General features: G+C 69.6%; 13 protein-coding genes. 3 read left to right on the top strand and 10 right to left on the bottom strand.

Features of this window, described 5'->3' with window-relative positions:
* Positions 1 to 23 precede the first annotated feature (23 nt).
* From ABKA17_RS02315 to ABKA17_RS02335, 5 genes are all read right to left on the bottom strand, one after another.
* Positions 24 to 2354 (bottom strand): ABC transporter permease, encoded by a 2331-nt coding sequence (locus ABKA17_RS02315; protein WP_353690101.1) that lies wholly within the window; start codon positions 2352 to 2354, stop codon positions 24 to 26.
* Positions 2351 to 3037, bottom strand: a complete 687-nt coding sequence (locus tag ABKA17_RS02320) for an ABC transporter ATP-binding protein (RefSeq protein ID WP_353690102.1) — start codon at positions 3035 to 3037, stop codon at positions 2351 to 2353. The genes ABKA17_RS02315 and ABKA17_RS02320 overlap by 4 nt, the downstream gene beginning before the upstream one ends.
* Positions 3034 to 3558, bottom strand: a complete 525-nt coding sequence (locus ABKA17_RS02325; RefSeq protein WP_353690103.1) for a PadR family transcriptional regulator — start codon at positions 3556 to 3558, stop codon at positions 3034 to 3036. The genes ABKA17_RS02320 and ABKA17_RS02325 overlap by 4 nt, the downstream gene beginning before the upstream one ends.
* A gap of 117 nt (positions 3559 to 3675) precedes the next feature.
* Positions 3676 to 3921 (bottom strand): type II toxin-antitoxin system antitoxin, encoded by a 246-nt coding sequence (locus ABKA17_RS02330; protein ID WP_353690104.1) that lies wholly within the window; start codon positions 3919 to 3921, stop codon positions 3676 to 3678.
* Entirely contained in the window at positions 3918 to 4850 is a 933-nt protein-coding gene (locus tag ABKA17_RS02335; RefSeq protein ID WP_353690105.1) for an SPFH domain-containing protein, read from the bottom strand. Before ABKA17_RS02335 ends, ABKA17_RS02330 begins: the two co-directional genes overlap by 4 nt.
* Before the next feature lie 247 nt (positions 4851 to 5097).
* On the opposite strand from ABKA17_RS02335, the gene ABKA17_RS02340 reads away from it, so the two are divergent.
* Positions 5098 to 7425, top strand: coding sequence for a transglycosylase domain-containing protein (locus tag ABKA17_RS02340; protein WP_353690106.1), 2328 nt, complete (start codon positions 5098 to 5100; stop codon positions 7423 to 7425).
* 57 nt (positions 7426 to 7482) lie between these two features.
* On the opposite strand, the gene ABKA17_RS02345 is transcribed toward ABKA17_RS02340, so the two are convergent.
* The 4 genes from ABKA17_RS02345 to ABKA17_RS02360 form a co-directional block, all read right to left on the bottom strand.
* Positions 7483 to 9582 (bottom strand): SpoIIE family protein phosphatase, encoded by a 2100-nt coding sequence (locus ABKA17_RS02345; RefSeq protein ID WP_353690107.1) that lies wholly within the window; start codon positions 9580 to 9582, stop codon positions 7483 to 7485.
* A gap of 295 nt (positions 9583 to 9877) precedes the next feature.
* Positions 9878 to 10570, bottom strand: a complete 693-nt coding sequence (fomD, locus tag ABKA17_RS02350; RefSeq protein ID WP_353690108.1) for a cytidylyl-2-hydroxypropylphosphonate hydrolase — start codon at positions 10568 to 10570, stop codon at positions 9878 to 9880.
* A gap of 72 nt (positions 10571 to 10642) precedes the next feature.
* On the bottom strand, positions 10643 to 12028 hold the full coding sequence (locus ABKA17_RS02355; protein ID WP_353690109.1) for a class II fumarate hydratase: 1386 nt from the start codon (positions 12026 to 12028) through the stop codon (positions 10643 to 10645).
* Positions 12029 to 12162: 134 nt separating this feature from the next.
* Positions 12163 to 13830 carry a fumarate hydratase gene (locus ABKA17_RS02360; protein WP_353690110.1) on the bottom strand — a complete coding sequence of 556 codons (1668 nt, stop codon included), beginning with the start codon at positions 13828 to 13830 and terminating at the stop codon, positions 12163 to 12165.
* Between the two features lie 172 nt (positions 13831 to 14002).
* Between ABKA17_RS02360 and ABKA17_RS02365 the strand changes: the two genes are divergently transcribed.
* Positions 14003 to 14683: a DUF1707 SHOCT-like domain-containing protein gene (locus ABKA17_RS02365; RefSeq protein WP_353690111.1), complete on the top strand. Its 681-nt coding sequence runs from the start codon at positions 14003 to 14005 to the stop codon at positions 14681 to 14683.
* 163 nt (positions 14684 to 14846) lie between these two features.
* Positions 14847 to 15221, top strand: coding sequence for a WhiB family transcriptional regulator (locus tag ABKA17_RS02370; RefSeq protein WP_123991425.1), 375 nt, complete (start codon positions 14847 to 14849; stop codon positions 15219 to 15221).
* A 171-nt stretch (positions 15222 to 15392) separates the two neighbouring features.
* Here the strand turns inward: ABKA17_RS02370 and glpX are convergent, their stop codons facing one another.
* Positions 15393 to 16427 carry a class II fructose-bisphosphatase gene (glpX, locus tag ABKA17_RS02375; RefSeq protein ID WP_353690112.1) on the bottom strand — a complete coding sequence of 345 codons (1035 nt, stop codon included), beginning with the start codon at positions 16425 to 16427 and terminating at the stop codon, positions 15393 to 15395.
* Positions 16428 to 16431 lie beyond the last annotated feature (4 nt).

Raw genomic sequence — 16431 nt, forward strand, 5'->3', positions numbered from 1 at the left:
GAGGGGCCCTCACCGTCGTACGACTACTCCGTGCGCAGTCCGTCCGGTCGCATCAGCCGCAGCAGCGGCGGCAGGCTGAGCACCGTCACCACCAGGACGACCGCGGCGCCCGCGCCCGTCATCGACAGCACGCTCGCCCAGTCCACGGACACCGGGGTGTCCGTCATCTTCAGCAGGACCACGCCGAGCGTCAGTCCCACCGTCGACGCCAGCAACAGCCCGAGTCCGACCGGGATCGCCGTCTGCCACAGCACCGACAGGCTCAGCGTGGAGCGCCGGGTGCCGAAGGCGATCAGGGACGACAGCAGCTTCTTGCGTTCGCGCAGCTGCTCCAGCTGGGAGACCAGCAGGCTCGCCCCGATCAGCATCAGGACGCAGGTGGCGCCGACGAACAGGCCGCCGCGGATGGCGGCGTAGTTCTTGTCGCGCACGCTGGACGCGAACGTGATGGGCTCCTCGTACGGGTTGATGCGCGCCGCCGTGTTGCGGACGTACTCGAGGGCCTCCGGCTCCGATGCGTCGAGCCTCAGATACAGCTCCGGGGTGAGCAGCCGGTCGGCTCCCGAGGGCAGTGCCGCCCGAGTCATCAGCAGGCCGGCACGGCCGACCCTGGTCGAGTCCTCGGTGCTCTGGACGGTCGTGAGGTCCTTCGGGACGGTCCAGGCGAGCGGCTTGGTCGTCTTGTCGTCGTCGGAGTCCTCGAACCAGACCCGGGCGCCGGCCTTGATCAGCTTGTCCGTGTCATAGGCGTAGTCGCCGGCCTTCAGGATGAACGCGTCGCCGTCACGGCAGGAGGAGAGCTTGGCGACCTTGCGCAGGGACGCGCAGGAACCGACGGACACGGGGGCGAAGTGCTCGGGTTCGACGCGGGCGTTGCTGAGGTAGCCGTCGGCGAGGTCGTAGACCAGCTCGACGCCACGGGTCTGCGCGAACTTCTTCTCGACGGCGGCGGCCGAGCTGCCCGAGGGCAGCATGATGGCCATCTGGGACCCCGCGGTGTCCTCGGCCTTCCGCTCCGTGTACTGGCCGTCGACGCCGGCGAACAGCATCTGCAGGGCGATCGCGCCGGCCACCGCCACCGCGATGCCGTTGACCATCCGGGCCGCCGTGCCGCTGCTCAACTGAAGCCTGCGGACGGCGAGTTGCCAGGCCACCGGGCCCGCGCCGAGCCGGGAGACGACCGCCTCGACGACCCAGGGCAGCAGCGCGGTCACACCGACCAGCAGCAGCATGACGCCGCCGACGGTGAGGTACTGGTTGAAGTTCCCGCTGTCACGGCCCTGGCCGATCATCGGGTACAGCATCGCGAGACCGCCCACCGGCAGCAGCAGCCGCCACCACAGCCGGCGCCGCGACGGCTTCGCGGTACGCACCACGCCGAGCGGCTCGATGACGACACCGCGCAGCGCGAACTGCGTGACCAGCACGGCGGCCGCGGGCACCGCGACGGCGACCAGCAGGGCCAGCAGGGGCGAGGGGTTGAGATAGCTCGGGAAGAAGCTGTAGTCGAACACCTCCACGGAGCCCGCGACCTGCCGCCCGGCCATGAAGAACCCGGCGCCCAGGACCAGGCCCACCAGGGCCCCGGCCATCGCCTCGCCCGCCGCGACCCGCCGGGTCATCCGGGCGTCGGAGCCCACCAGCCTGAGGGCCGCGAGCCGCCGGTCGCGCCGCTCGCCGCCGAACCGCACGGCCGCCGCGATGAAGACGGCGACGGGCGTCAGCAGCACCGCGAAGACGACGAGGATCAGCAGGAGCAGTACGGGATCCAGCGGCTCCGAGCTCTGGTCCTGGTCCGGGGTCCCGAACCGCTTGATGCGGTCCACGTTGGCGCCGTTGATCTGCGGTTCGAGTCCCTCGGCGCCACGGTAGAAGGAGAGTTCGGCCGAGCCGATCAGTCCGCTCTCCCCGATGGTCCCGACGATCCGGTCCGGCAGCCGCTCCCGCAGCACCTTCCCGTCGTCGGAGTCCAGGAGCCTCTTCAGCGCGGGGGAGACCACCATCTCGCCCGGTGCGGGGAAGTCGGAGACCCCCGGCGGCAGAGGTGCCTTGGATCCCTCGGGCTCCAGCGCCCGGCCTCGCACGCTCTTGCCGTGGTAGGTCGTGGTGGCATACCCGATGAGCAGGGTGTTGTCGGCCTTCTTCATCGGTTCGGCGCTGAACGACATGTCGCTGCGGGCCTCTTCCCGCTGGTCGCGCGTCGCCAGCGCGTTCGGGATGGCGGTCGTCAGGAGCAGCAGCGCCACCCCGAGCCCCACCCCGACGGCCGTCAGCAGGACCCGGATCCAGCCCTCGCGTCCCCCCGCGAACGCGAATCGGACCCCCATGCCCAGGTCCCGTGCCCACTGCCTCATACGACCCGCTCCATGTCCCGGGACTTGCCGTCCCGTACGACGATCTCGCGGTCGGAGTAGGCGGCCACCCGTGCCTCGTGCGTGACCAGCACGACGGCCGCGTTGGTGGACCGGGCGGCGTCGGTGAGCAGTTCCATCACGCGCTCGCCGTTGAGCGAGTCGAGCGCGCCGGTGGGCTCGTCCGCGAACAGCATGCGGGGACTGGTCACCAACGACCGTGCCACGGCGACGCGTTGCCCCTGACCGCCGGACACCTCGCCGGGCCGCTTCTTCCGCAGGTCGTCGACCTCGAGCCGCTCCATCCAGCCGAGCGCGGTCTTCTCGGCCTCCTTGCGGGAGGTGCCGTTCAGCCGCAGCGGCAGGGCGACGTTCTCCACACAGGTCAACTCCGGGACGAGCTGGCCGAACTGGAAGACGAACCCGAACTCGCTCCGCCGCAGCGCACTGCGCTGGGCGTCGTTCATCGTCGCCATCTCCTGCCCGTTGTAGACGATCGAGCCCGAGTCGGGCGTCACGATCCCGGCGAGACAGTGCAGCAGGGTCGACTTGCCGGACCCGGAGGGGCCCATGACGGCGACGACCTCGCCGGGGTGGATGGAGAACTGGGCGCCGTCGAGCGCCAGGGTCGGGCCGTACGCCTTGCGCAGGTCGTCGGCCACGAGCAGGGAGCCTGCGGGAGTCATGCGGTCACCACCTGGGCGAGCTTGTCGAGACGCGCGGCGGTCAGTTCCAGCCACCGCAGATCGGCCTCGAGATGGAAGAGGGCGTGGTCGCAGATGAGCTGGTCGGCGAGATCGCCCTTGCGCTTGCGGTCGGTGAGGATCCGCATCATCCGCAGATGCTCGGAGCGCTGGGTGTCGAGGATGTCCGCCGCGTTCCGGTGCGTCAGCAGCGCGAGGACGACCTTCGTGTACAGCGTCGACTGGAGATACGGCTCGGGCTTCTCCGGCGTGGCCAGCCACTGCTGTACGTCGGTGATGCCGGCCTCGGTGATGGCGTACCGCTTGCGCTCCGGACCGCCGCCGGCCTCGATGCCGTCGACCTCGACGAGCCCGTTCTTCAGCAGGCGGGACATCGTCGAGTAGACCTGGCCGTAGTGCAGGGGCCGGTCGTGACCGAACTTCTCGTCGAAGGCCCGCTTCAGGTCGTAGCCGTGGCGGGGCCCGGACTCCAGGAGTCCCAAAAGGGTGTGACCGATGGACATGGGGAGGACTGTACACGCGGTGTATACCCGGCATGTATACGCCGAGTGTGTAGATCGCGTGGGTGGGTGACGAGCCGCAGGTCGGGGCCGATTGTCACGGTTCTGCTACACGGGATCTCAGGCTTCCGGATCCACCGGGGGCCGCCCGCGCCGCGGGATCGGCCGGGCCTCGCCGGGCAGCCGGCCCGCGTCCGCCAGGGCCTTCCTGAGCAGGAACTCGATCTGCGCGTTCGCCGACCGCAGCTCGTCCCCGGCCCAGCGCGCCAGCGCCTCGTACACCGAGGGGTCCAGCCGCAGCAGCACCTGCTTGCGCTGCTGCTGCGGCCGCCGCTTCGGCGCGGGCTCCTGCGTCGAATCCGTCACTGGTAGAGGGTCCCGGTGTTCAGGACGGGCTGCGCCGCGCGGTCCCCGCAGAGCACCACCATCAGGTTCGACACCATCGCCGCCTTGCGCTCGTCGTCCAGTTCCACGATGTCCTGCTCGCTGATCCGGGCCAGCGCCGCCTCGACCATCCCGACCGCTCCGTCCACGATCTGCCGCCGGGCCGCGACGATCGCGCCGGCCTGCTGGCGCTGGAGCATCGCCGAGGCGATCTCGGGAGCGTACGCGAGGTGCGTGAAGCGGGACTCGATGATCTCCACGCCGGCCGCCTCCACGCGCGCGTGCAGCTCCAGCGCGAGCTTCTCGGTGATTTCCTCGGCGTTGCCGCGCAGCGAGAGGCCGCCCTCGTCATGGGCGTCGTAGGGGTACTCGATGGCGATGTGCCGGACGGCCGCCTCGGTCTGGGTGGAGACGAACTCGAGGTAGTCGTCCACCTCGAAGGTGGCCTGCGCGGTGTCCTCGATCCGCCACACCACGACCGCGGCGAGCTCGATCGGGTTGCCGTAGGCGTCGTTGACCTTCAGGACGGCCGTCTCGTGGTTGCGCACCCGGGTGGAGATCTTCGTGCGCGAGGTGAAGGGGTTCACCCAGCGCAGCCCGTCCTGCCGGATCGTTCCCCGGTAGCGCCCGAAGAGCTGGACGACCCGGGCCTCGCCCGGCGCCACCGTGTTCAGCCCGCACATCGCGAGGAACGCGGCGAGAGCGACCAGGATCCCGCCGACGATCAGCGCGGCCTTCCCGCCGGTCGCCGAGACCGCCGTGGCGGCCACGATCATCCCGGCGCCGGCGAACAGCCCCAGCAGTCCGAGCAGCAGCGCGAGTCCGCCGCCGATGCTGTGCGCGGTGAACTCGCGGACCCGCGGGGCGGGCATCTCGGGTACGTCGGCGATGGTGTCGTCGTGTGTGGTCATGGGGGTCCCCCGTCTCGTACGGCATAGCTTTGGTCTAGCTAAGTGATATCACTTTAACCTCTCAGGGCAACCTTGGACAGCCCTCGTACGTCGGTTCCATAGGAACGGGTGCTGATTGTCACGTCCGCAAAAGACCGGATCGGCAGCCCTTTGTCACATCTCCCGGTGTTAGCTTTCTGAGCTGACCTGAGCGGCGAACCTGTGTGACGGATGAGCACACATGAACGAAGCGGAGCGGAACGGGCCCATGGGACGAGCGGAAGAAAGACGAGCGCGCCAGCGCGGCGGTCGCCGCGCCGCACCCAAGGGCCGTTCGTCGAGGGCGGCCGCGGTCTCCAGGACGAGCGGGGCCTCCGGAGCGGCCGGGGCGACCGGTGCTTCCGGTGGCGGCAGCAAGAGCTTCATACGCCGGCTCTTCACCTGGAAGAAGATCCTCGGCACGTTCCTCGGCGCCTGCCTGCTCGGCATCGGCGCCTTCATCGTGCTGTACATGATGGTGCAGGTCCCCGAGGGCAACGCTCAGGCCCAGCTCCAGACCAACACCTTCAAGTACAGCGACGGCTCGGTCCTGGTCACCGACGGCAAGGTCAACCGTGAGGTCGTGGACCTGGCCAAGATCCCCAAGAAGGTCCAGCTCACCTTTGTCGCCGCCGAGAACAAGTCCTTCTACGAGGACTCCGGCATCGACCTGAAGGGCACCGCCCGAGGTCTGCTCAACACCCTTTCGGGCAAGGGCAAGCAGGGTGGCTCGACGATCACCCAGCAGTACGTCAAGAACTACTACCTCACCCAGGACCAGACGGTCACCCGCAAGCTCAGGGAGCTGGTGATCTCCCTCAAGGTGGACCGCCAGACGTCCAAGGACGACATCCTCGCCGGCTACATCAACACCAGCTACTACGGCCGGACCGCCTACGGCATCCAGGCCGCCGCGCAGGCCTACTACCGCGTCGACGCCGAGAAGCTCTCCGTCGCGCAGGGCGCCTACCTCGCCGCGGTGCTCCAGGCACCGAGCCAGTACGACTGGACGGCCGCCTCGCCCACCGGCAAGAAGCTCGTGAAGGCCCGCTGGAACTACGTCCTGGACAACATGGTCGAGGAAGGCTGGCTGGACGCCTCCACGCGAGCGGACATGGAGTTCCCGGTCCCGGAGGAGCCCCAGGCCGAGTCCGGCCTCAAGGGTCAGAAGGGCTACTTCGTCAAGCTCGCCAAGCAGCAGCTCGTGCAGCAGCTGATGGACCAGGACGGCCTCTCCAAGGACGACGCGGAGGCCCAGGTCGACCGGGGTGGCTGGACCATCACCCTGAACATCGACAAGAAGAAGCAGAAGCAGCTGGAGAAGGCCGTCAAGACCCAGCTGACCGAGCAACTGGACCCGGACAAGCGCAAGGTCGACAAGAACATCCAGGCCGGCGCCGCCTCCGTCGACCCCAAGACGGGGAAGATCGTCGCCCTGTACGGCGGCGCGGACTACACCACGCACTACTTCAGCAACGCCAACCGCACCGACTACCAGCCCGCGTCCACCTTCAAGCCGGTCATCCTGGCCGCCGCCCTGGAGCACGAGGCCGAGACGCAGGACGGCAAGAAGATCGGCGCGCGCACGGTCTACGACGGCACCAGCAAGCGTCCGGTCAAGGGCAGCGACATCGCCTTCGCCCCGGAGAACGAGGACGACACCGACTACGGCCCCGTCACCGTCCAGACGGCGATGAACAAGTCCATCAACTCCGTCTTCGCGCAGATGGGCGTCGATGTCGGCATGGACAAGGTCCTCGAGACGGCCACCGACCTCGGCATGGACACCGCGGACCTGAAGGCGCTGCCCGCCTACACCCTGGGCACCATGGGGGCGAGCCCGATCCAGATGGCCGGCGTCTACGCCACCCTCGACAACCACGGCAAGAAGGTCACCCCGACCATCATCAAGTCGGCCGAGCGCAACGGCAGCGAGGTCGAGATGCCCGACCCGATCGGCGAGCAGGTCATCAGCCGCGAGACCGCCGACACGGTGACCTCGGTGCTGACCGGCGTGGTCGACGACGGTACGGCCAAGCGGTCGGTGCGCGACAACTCCGCGCGGGACGGCCAGGAGGTCGCGGGCAAGACGGGTACCTCCGACGACAACAAGTCGGCCTGGTTCACGGGTTACACCCCGGACCTGGTCACCTCGGTGGGCCTGTTCGGCGAGAAGTACAAGGTCGGCGGACAGGCCAAGATGTACGGCGCCGGCGGCGAGCCCCGCGTCAACGGCGGTGGCTTCCCGGCGGAGATCTGGGCGGCGTACATGTTCGGAGTGACGTCCACGTCTGCCGAGTTCGACCTGGACACCGACCAGGGCGCCGCGGTCGAACCGAGCTTCACCCCGTCGCAGACGCCGTCGCAGACGCCGTCCAAGACACCGTCGCAGACGCCTTCGCAGACGCCGTCCAAGACACCGTCGCAGACGCCCTCGCAGACCCCGTCCCAGACGCCGTCGCAGACTCCGTCCCAGACACCGTCCCAGACCCCGACGACGAAGCCACCGACGGATGACATCCCGGAGGATCCGGTGGACCCGGCGAACGAGCAGTAAGGAGAGGGGCGCCCGGCAGAAGCCGGGCGCCCCTTCTGTGTCCTTCGGTTGTGCCCTTCAGTTCCGGTTCAACTCGAACCAGACGACCTTGCCGGTGCTCAGCCGGGTCGCCCCCCACCGCCGGGCGAGCTTGTTGACGAGGTACAGCCCCCGCCCGCCCTCGTCGGTGGCCCGGGCCTGCCGCAGCCGCGGCAACTGCGGTACGTCGTCCCCGACTTCGCAGCGCAGCACATCGGTGCGCAGCAGCCGCAGGGTTACCGGCCGCGAGGCGTACCGCACGGCGTTGGTGACGACCTCGCTGACCAACAGCTCGACGGAGTCGCTCATTTCCTCCAGTCCCCACCGGGACAGGGCACGCCGGGCCAGCCGCCGGGCCCGCCCGGGTGCCGCGTCCTCGGGCTCCAGGAACCAGTACGCCACATCACTGGGCGCGATGCCCTCGAAGCGGGCGGCGAGCAGCGCGATGTCGTCGTCCCGGTCGCCGGGACCGAGCATGTCGAGCACCTCGTCGCACAGCGCCTCCAGCGGCGGCGGATGATCCGGCCCGGTCAGCTGCGCGGTCGCGGCGAGCTTCTCGCGCAGTTGCTCTATGCCGCTCCACACGTCCCGCAGCCGGGACTCGACGAGCCCGTCCGTGTACAGCAGCAGGGTCGCTCCGGCGGGCGCGTCCAGTTCCACGGCCTCGAAGTCCACGCCGCCGACACCGATCGGGGCGCCCGGAGGCACCCGGAGGACCTCGGCCCGGCCGCCCAGGTGGAGCAGGACGGGCGGCGGATGGCCGGCGTTGGCGATCGTGATCCGATGCGACACCGGGTCGTAGACGGCGTACAGGCAGGTCGCCATGCGGTCGGTGCCGAGGCGCTGGGCCTGCTCGTCGAGGTGGTGCAGGACCTCCTGGGGAGGCAGGTCGAGGCCCGCGAGGGTCTGGGCCGTGGTCCGCAGCTGGCCCATGATCGCGGCCGAGGTCATGGAGTGCCCCATGACGTCACCGACGACCAGCGCCACCCGGCTGCCCGGCAGCGGAATCGCGTCGTACCAGTCGCCGCCGACCCGCGCAGTCTCGGCGGCCGGCAGATAGCGCGAGGCCAGCCGGACACCCGTCGGACGCGGCAGGGTCTCCGGCAGCATGGTGCGCTGGAGCTCGTCGGCGATGTACGCCTCACGGCCGTACAGCACGGCCTTGTCGATGCCGAGCGCGCTGTGCGTGGCGAGCTGGGCGGCGACCAGGAGGTCGTCCGGCTCGAACGCGATGCGCTCCGGGCGGCGCAGGAACAGCGCGGCGCCGATCACCCGGCGCCGGCCGCGCAGCGGGGCGAGGATGGCGCGCCGGCCGCCGGGGACGATCAACTCGCCGCCCTCGCCGAGGAGTTCCGGCAGCGCCGCGTGGGCCGCCGGGGAGTCCGTGAAGACCGGGCGGACACCGCGCAGCACCTCGGCGAGCGCACCGCCGGTGCGCACCTCGCACAGTTCGGCGGTGACGGCCGCCAGTTCGGTCAGTTCGGTCGGCTCCGGCTGGAGTGCGGGCGTGGCGAAACCGCCCTCGGTGTCCCGCTCCTCCGGTATCCGGTCCGTGCGGCGCAGCCGCAGCACCAGCGGGCCGGTGGGGCGTTCGTCGCCGACCGGCAGCGGGTCGCGGAGGTAGACCAGGATCGCGTCCGAGAACGTCGGCACGGTCGCCCGGCACAGCCCCATCACGATCTCGTCGAGGTCGATGCCGCGCGCGATCCGCCGGGTGGCGGCGCCGACGAACCGCAGCCGGTCGCCGTCCCGCCGCATGGGCGTGGGCCGGCCCGGCGTCAGGCCCTGCCCGGTACGCCGTTCGGGGCCGTCGGACGCGGCTTCCGGCGGACCGGGGACACCCTCGGGCACCGGACGCGGCCGGTGGGTGTCCGGCTCGGCGGCGACGGTGGGCTGGGAGTGCTCGGAATCGCCGCCGGGCGAAGGGGTCGCGGGCATCGCGGGCATCGAAGGTGTCGCAGGCATCGAGGGCGTGGACGGTGTCGTGGTGTCGGACCCGGAGGGCGGTGTCTCACCGGCCCGGGCCTGTGCCGGTAAGGCGCTGTGCGGGGGCGTGGAGGCACGCAGGAGCGCCCCGCGAGGGTCCGCGGGGTCGGCGCCCGGCTGGGGGCGCTCGAAGGAGATGGGCTGCTCCGTCACGCGTGTCGAATCCGTCCGTTGGGGGCTGAGCGCCGCGCGCCCAGTTCGTCCCGCCGAAATGCCGATACCCGGTATACGTGCCCCAGGAACGGAATTCCCGCGTGGTCAGAGGCTGTTCCTGTGCCACCGGCGGGCCGTCTGGCTTTCGTGCCGGTGTTGCCCTCGTACCCCTCGCTCACGTCCTGCCGCCCCTCGGTGACGAATGGTCAAGCTCGATGCACGCTCCGCCAGTTGCCGCCGCGCGCTCTTGCGGAGGACGATCCTACGTTTGTTGCCCGGGGGCGCATCAAGGGTCTCATGAGGACACATGCGCGGGAGTGCGGTCCCAGTCCTCCGGCAGCAACGGTACCGACCAGGACGGATCCGGGCGCCAGTGCTGCCAGCCATCCGAGTACGGCGGGCCCCAGGCGCGGATCACCTCCACCGCGGAACGCCCCGCCTGGCGCACCTGTTCGGCCCGCGCGGCGTCCATCAGCCCGTCCCGCTGGGCCTGCGCGAACTCGTCCTCGTCCCGCCAGTCCCAACTGCGGTCCGGGTACACGCAGATGTCCAGGAAGTGGTCCTCGGAGTCGACCCCGCCGTCCCAACGGACCAGCGGCTCCTCCAGGTTCACGTACCAGTTCTTGAACAGCCAGCCCGATTCCCAGAACAGCCACACCGACCACGGCTCGCCCGGTCGCGCCAGCTTCAGCACACCGGTGCCGAACCAGTGGTCGCGCAGCACGGTGCGCGGTTTGGTGTACCGGGTCTCCAGCGGCTCCGCGTGCACCGAGGTGCCGTCGGCGAGCACCGGCTTCACACACTCGGTGCCGGGGGCCATCCACACGGCCAGCAGGTCGTGATCGTCCCGGACGACGGTCACAGGGCGTGCGATGTGGAAGCGCGCGCCGCCGTTCTCCCGGTACCGCCACAGGATCTGACTCCCGGGCTCCCAGAAGGACGTCGACGTACCAGCTTTCACCGCTCTCACCGCTCCACCGTCTGCCATGCACAGATATTAGGTGCCATGGGCATACGACGCTGCGGTGCGCGTCACGGTTCGCGCCCGGGACGACAATGGTTACGGACGCGTCATACGCAGGACATCCAGCGCTTCGTCGAGCTGCTCGGCGGTCAGGTTCCCACGCTCGATGTACCCGCCTTCCACGACGACTTGACGAATGGTCTTCCGCTCCGCGAGAGCCTTCTTGGCGACCTTGGCGGCCTCCTCGTAGCCGATGTACTTGTTCAGCGGCGTGACCACGGAGGGTGACGACTCGGCGTACTCGCGCGCGCGTTCGCGGTGCGCGACGATCCCGTCGACGGTCCGGTCGGCGAGGAGCCGCGAGACGTTGGCGAGCAGCCGAACGGACTCCAGGACGTTCTTGGCGATGACCGGCAGCATCACGTTGAGCTCGAAGTTGCCGGCGGCTCCGGCGGTGGCGACGGTCGCGTCGTTCCCGACGACCTGCGCCGCGACCATGAGGACGGCCTCCGGAATGACCGGGTTGACCTTGCCGGGCATGATCGACGAACCCGGCTGAAGATCGGGGAGCGAGATCTCGGCGAGCCCGGTGCGCGGCCCGGAGGCCATCCACCGCAGATCGTTGGCGATCTTGGTCAGCCCGACCGCGATGGTCCGCAGCTGCCCACTGGTCTCGACGATGCCGTCCCGCGCCCCCTGAGCCTCGAAGTGGTCCCTGGCCTCGGTCAGCGGCAGCCCGGTGGCGCGGGCCACCTCCGCGATGACGGCGGCGGAGAACCCGGGCGGCGTGTTGATCCCGGTCCCGACGGCGGTGCCGCCGAGGGGCAGCTCGGCGAGCCGGGGGAGGGAGGCCTGGAGCCGCTCGATCCCGTACCGCACCTGGGCGGCGTACCCGCCGAACTCCTGCCCCAGGGTCACCGGGGTGGCGTCCATGAGATGGGTCCGCCCGGACTTCACGACATCGGCGAACTCCTCGGACTTGCGGGAGAGGGAGTCGGCGAGATGCTCGAGCGCGGGGATCAGATCCCGGGTGACGGCGGCGGTGGCGGCGATGTGGATGGAGGACGGAAAGACATCATTGGACGACTGCGAGGCGTTGACGTGGTCGTTGGGATGCACGTCCCGGCCGAGCCGCTCGGTCGCCAGCGTGGCGATGACCTCGTTGGTGTTCATGTTGGACGAGGTCCCGGACCCGGTCTGGAACACGTCGATCGGGAAGTGCTCGTCCCAGTCCCCCTGAGCGACCTCCGCGGCCGCGTCCCGCACGGCCTCGGCGATGTCCTTGTCGAGCACCCCCAACTCCGCGTTCACCGTCGCCGCGGCCCCCTTGATCCGCGCGAGCGCCTCGATATGGGCACGCTCGATGCGTTGCCCCGAGATGGGGAAGTTCTCGACGGCACGCTGCGTCTGTGCCCGCCACTTGGCTTCGGCGGGGACGCGGACCTCGCCCATGGAGTCGTGCTCGATGCGGTAGTCGCTCATGCCCTGTACAGCGATCGGGGGCGCCGCGATGTTCCGGGAACTGCGCCGAACGGCGGCTCGGCTCACCGGGCGGGCAGGGGGCGACGGGAACTACCAGCGGCGGGGCGAGATCCGGCCCCGCCGCACCAGAGGCGCTACGCCAGCCCGGGGCCCCGCACCGGAATCGACGTGAACGTAGGCGCCGGAGCCGGGTCCTGGAAGAAGTCGTTGCCCTTGTCGTCGACGACGATGAACGCCGGGAAGTCCTCGACCTCGATCTTCCAGACGGCCTCCATGCCGAGCTCCTCGTACTCGACGACCTCGACCTTCTTGATGCAGTCCTGGGCGAGGCGGGCGGCGGGGCCGCCGATGGAGCCGAGGTAGAAGCCGCCGTGGGTGTCGCACGCCTTGGTGACCTGGGCGGACCGGTTGCCCTTGGCCAGCATCACCTTGGAGCCGCCCGCCGCCTGGAACTGCTCGACGTAGGAGTCCATGCGGCCGGCCGTGGTCGGGCCGAAGGAGCCGGAGGCGTAGCCCTCGGGGGTCTTGGCCGGGCCGGCGTAGTACACCGGGTGGTCCTTGAGGTACTGCGGCATCTCCTCGCCCGCGTCCAGACGCTCCTTGATCTTGGCGTGCGCGATGTCACGGGCCACGACCAGCGGGCCGGACAGCGACAGCCGCGTCTTGACCGGGTACTTCGTCAGCTCGGCGAGGATCGTGTCCATCGGCTGGTTGAGGTCGATCTTCACCACGTCCGACGACTCGTCCAGGTGCTCGTCCGTCGTCTCCGGCAGGAACCGCGCCGGGTCCGTCTCCAGCTGCTCCAGGAAGACACCCTCGGCCGTGATCTTGGCCACCGCCTGGCGGTCCGCCGAGCAGGAGACGGCGATGGCGACCGGGCAGGACGCACCGTGGCGGGGGAGGCGGACCACGCGCACGTCGTGGCAGAAGTACTTGCCGCCGAACTGCGCGCCGATCCCGATCTTCTGCGTCAGCTCGAAGACCTTCTCCTCCAGCTCCTTGTCCCGGAAACCGTGGCCCAGCTCGGAGCCCTCCGCCGGGATCTCGTCGAGGTAGTGCGCGGAGGCGTACTTCGCGGTCTTGAGGGCGTACTCGGCGCTCGTACCGCCGACCACGATCGCCAGGTGGTACGGCGGGCACGCGGCCGTACCGAGCGAACGGATCTTCTCCTCCAGGAACTTCATCATGGAGGCCTCGTTCAGGACGGCCTTCGTCTCCTGGTAGAGGAACGACTTGTTGGCCGAGCCACCGCCCTTGGCCATGAAGAGGAACTTGTAGGCGCCGCCGTCGGTGGCGTACAGCTCGATCTGGGCCGGCAGGTTGGACCCGGTGTTCTTCTCGTCCCACATCGTCAGCGGGGCCATCTGCGAGTAGCGCAGGTTGAGGTTCAGGTACGCGTCGTAGATGCCCTTCGACAGCGCCGACTCGTCACCGCCCTCGGTGAGGACGTTCTGTCCGCGCTTGCCCATGACGATCGCGGTGCCGGTGTCCTGGCACATCGGCAGCACGCCCGCCGCGGCGATGTTCGCGTTCTTCAGCAGATCCAGCGCGACGAACTTGTCGTTGCTCGACGCCTCGGGGTCGTCGATGATCCGGCGCAGCTGCGCGAGGTGGGCCGGGCGCAGGTAGTGCTGGATGTCGTGGATCGCCTCTTCGGCGAGCTTGCGCAGCGCCTCCGGCTCGACCTTGAGGAACGTCCGCCCGTCGGCCTCGAAGGTGGAGACACCCTCGGAGGTCACCAGCCGGTACGGGGTGGTGTCCTCTCCCATGGGGAGCAGATCGGTGTACGCGAACTCAGGCATCTCAGCCCATTCCTCACTCGGCAGACGGCGACCCGCCTCCGTTGGCGAGCCTCCCCAGCGTAGAACCTGTCCGAGGCCGGGAGCTTGTGAGGTAAGGCTCAGTTGGTTGTCCACAGGGTCGGTTGTCCACAGGGCCTAGTCGCGATCTATCGCGTTTGGGTACGCTGCTGCCGTGGACCTTGAGAAGCAGACCCCGCCCGCTGCCACCACCGAGCTGCGCGCCTCGGACGCCGACCGCGACCGTGTCGCCGACATTCTGCGCGAGGCCCTGGCCGAGGGCCGTCTCACCGCCGACGAGCACGCCGAGCGGGTCGAGGGGGTGCTGGCCGCCAAGACGGTCGGCGAGCTGGACGCCTTCATCCGGGACCTGCCCGCCGCCCACCAGCCCCGCCGGGCGCCCTCGGCCCCCAGTCGCCCCACCGACGGCGCCGTCCCGATCGACCCCGACGAGAACGTGGTGGCGGTGTTCAGCAGCGCCGTCCGCAGGGGCCGCTGGCGCGCGGGTCGCCGTATCCACGCGTACGCGATCTTCGGCTCGGTCGAGATAGACCTCAGCGAGGCCCTCTTCGAGTACCAGCAGGTCGTGATCAAGGCGATCTCGGTCTTCGGCAACGTCGAGGTGCGCGTCCCGGAGAACGTCTCGCTGCGTGGCACCGGCGGCGGCGTCCTCGGCAACTTCGAGGTGCACACCCTGGACTCGGACGACCCCGCGGCTCCGGTGGTCTACGTCGACGGCTGGGCCGTGCTGGGCAACATCGAGGGAAGGCCGAAGCGGGGCAAGCTCGTCGCGGACATTCTCGATCGGGTTCAGCACAAGGTCGACAAGAGTTTGCGCAAGCATCTGGATCGTTGACGGTTGTGAATCGGACCGGATGCGAAGCGATCCGTTCCACTCACATCCCAGCACGGGACCACCCGGAATCCAGCGGTTCGGGACTCAGTGCATAGGCGCGCGCACAGCGGGTAGGGCTTGCTGCATCGTCTCTCGCTCGCGAAGCCGTCGTCAGGAGTAGACCGTGCTGCAACCGCCGCATTCGTCCCTGCAAGTAGCTGCTGTTCCGGCTCAGCGGGTGCCAGTGCGAGACAGGGACCAAGACGCGCCTTGGCACACCGAGGCGGTGTGCCGGCGCGACGAGGCCGGACTGTTCTTCGCCCCTTCCAAGGAGCCCACCGCGGCCCGGCTCTCCCGCGAGGAAGCCGCCAAGCGCGTGTGTGCCCGCTGTCCGGTCATGGTCGAGTGCCGCGAACACGCACTCCTGCAACCCGAGCCCTACGGCGTCTGGGGCGGCCTCACCGCAGCGGAACGCCGCGTGGTCCTCGCCCGCCGCAGGCGCCGCGACATGGAACTCCAGAAGGCGGCCAGGGCGGCCCGCATAGCCCAGGCCGGCTGACCAACCAACCAACCAAAAGGGGCGCCCCCACCGCACCGGGGGCGCCCTTTTGAGTAGGGGGAACGCGGACCGACAGTCAGGGGCGCGGGGCTGTGTCGATTTGCGGCTCCGCCGCGTGGGCGCGACAAGCCACAACGCACCCGCAGTCGCCAACGCTCCTAAGCCCCCGAGCTATTTGGCGCGATCGAAGTCAATCGCGCTGTAGGCCCGCAGCTTGCTCAACCGATGCTCGGACTCGATCCTGCGCACCGTCCCCGACTTCGACCGCATCACGATCGAATCCGTCGTGGCCGTCTCCGACCGGTACCGCACACCCCGCAGCAACTCACCGTCGGTGATCCCCGTGGCGACGAAGAACACGTTGTCCCCCGACACCAGGTCGTCGGTCATCAGCACGCGGTCCAGATCGTGCCCCGCGTCGATCGCCCGCTGCCGCTCCTCCGCGTCCTTGGGCCACAACTTGCCCTGGATCGTGCCGCCGAGGCACTTCACGGCGCAGGCGGAGATGATCCCCTCCGGCGTACCGCCGATACCCAGCAGCATGTCGACGCCGGTGCCCTCGCGCAGCGCGTACACGGCACCCGCCACGTCACCGTCGGAGATCAGCTTGATGCGCGCACCCGCCTCGCGGATCTCCTGGATGATGCCCTCGTGCCGGGGCCGGTCGAGGATGACCACGGTCACGTCCTCCGGCGTGGACCGCTTCGCCTTGGCGACCCGCCGGATGTTCACGGACACCGGCGCGTTGATGTCGACGAAGTCGGCGGCCTCGGGGCCGGTGACCAGCTTGTCCATGTAGAACACGGCGGAGGGGTCGAACATCGACCCGCGGTCCGCGGCCGCCAGTACGGCGATCGCGTTCGGCATGCCCTTGGCGGTCAGGGTCGTACCGTCGATCGGGTCGACGGCGATGTCGCACTCGGGCCCGGTGCCGTCGCCGACCTGCTCCCCGTTGAAGAGCATCGGGGCCTCGTCCTTCTCGCCCTCGCCGATGACGACCACGCCGTTCATCGACACGGTGGAGACGAGGGTCCGCATGGCGCGCACCGCGGCACCGTCGGCGCCGTTCTTCTCGCCGCGCCCGACCCAGCGGCCCGCGGCCATGGCGGCGGCTTCGGTCACCCGGACGAGTTCGAGGGCGAGGTTGCGGTCGGGGGCTTCACTGGGGACTTCGAGTTCGGACGGCAGATGATGATGCTCGGTCATCGAG

It is taken from the genome of Streptomyces sp. RG80 (assembly GCF_040446465.1).
In the GTDB taxonomy this organism is placed as follows: domain Bacteria; phylum Actinomycetota; class Actinomycetes; order Streptomycetales; family Streptomycetaceae; genus Streptomyces.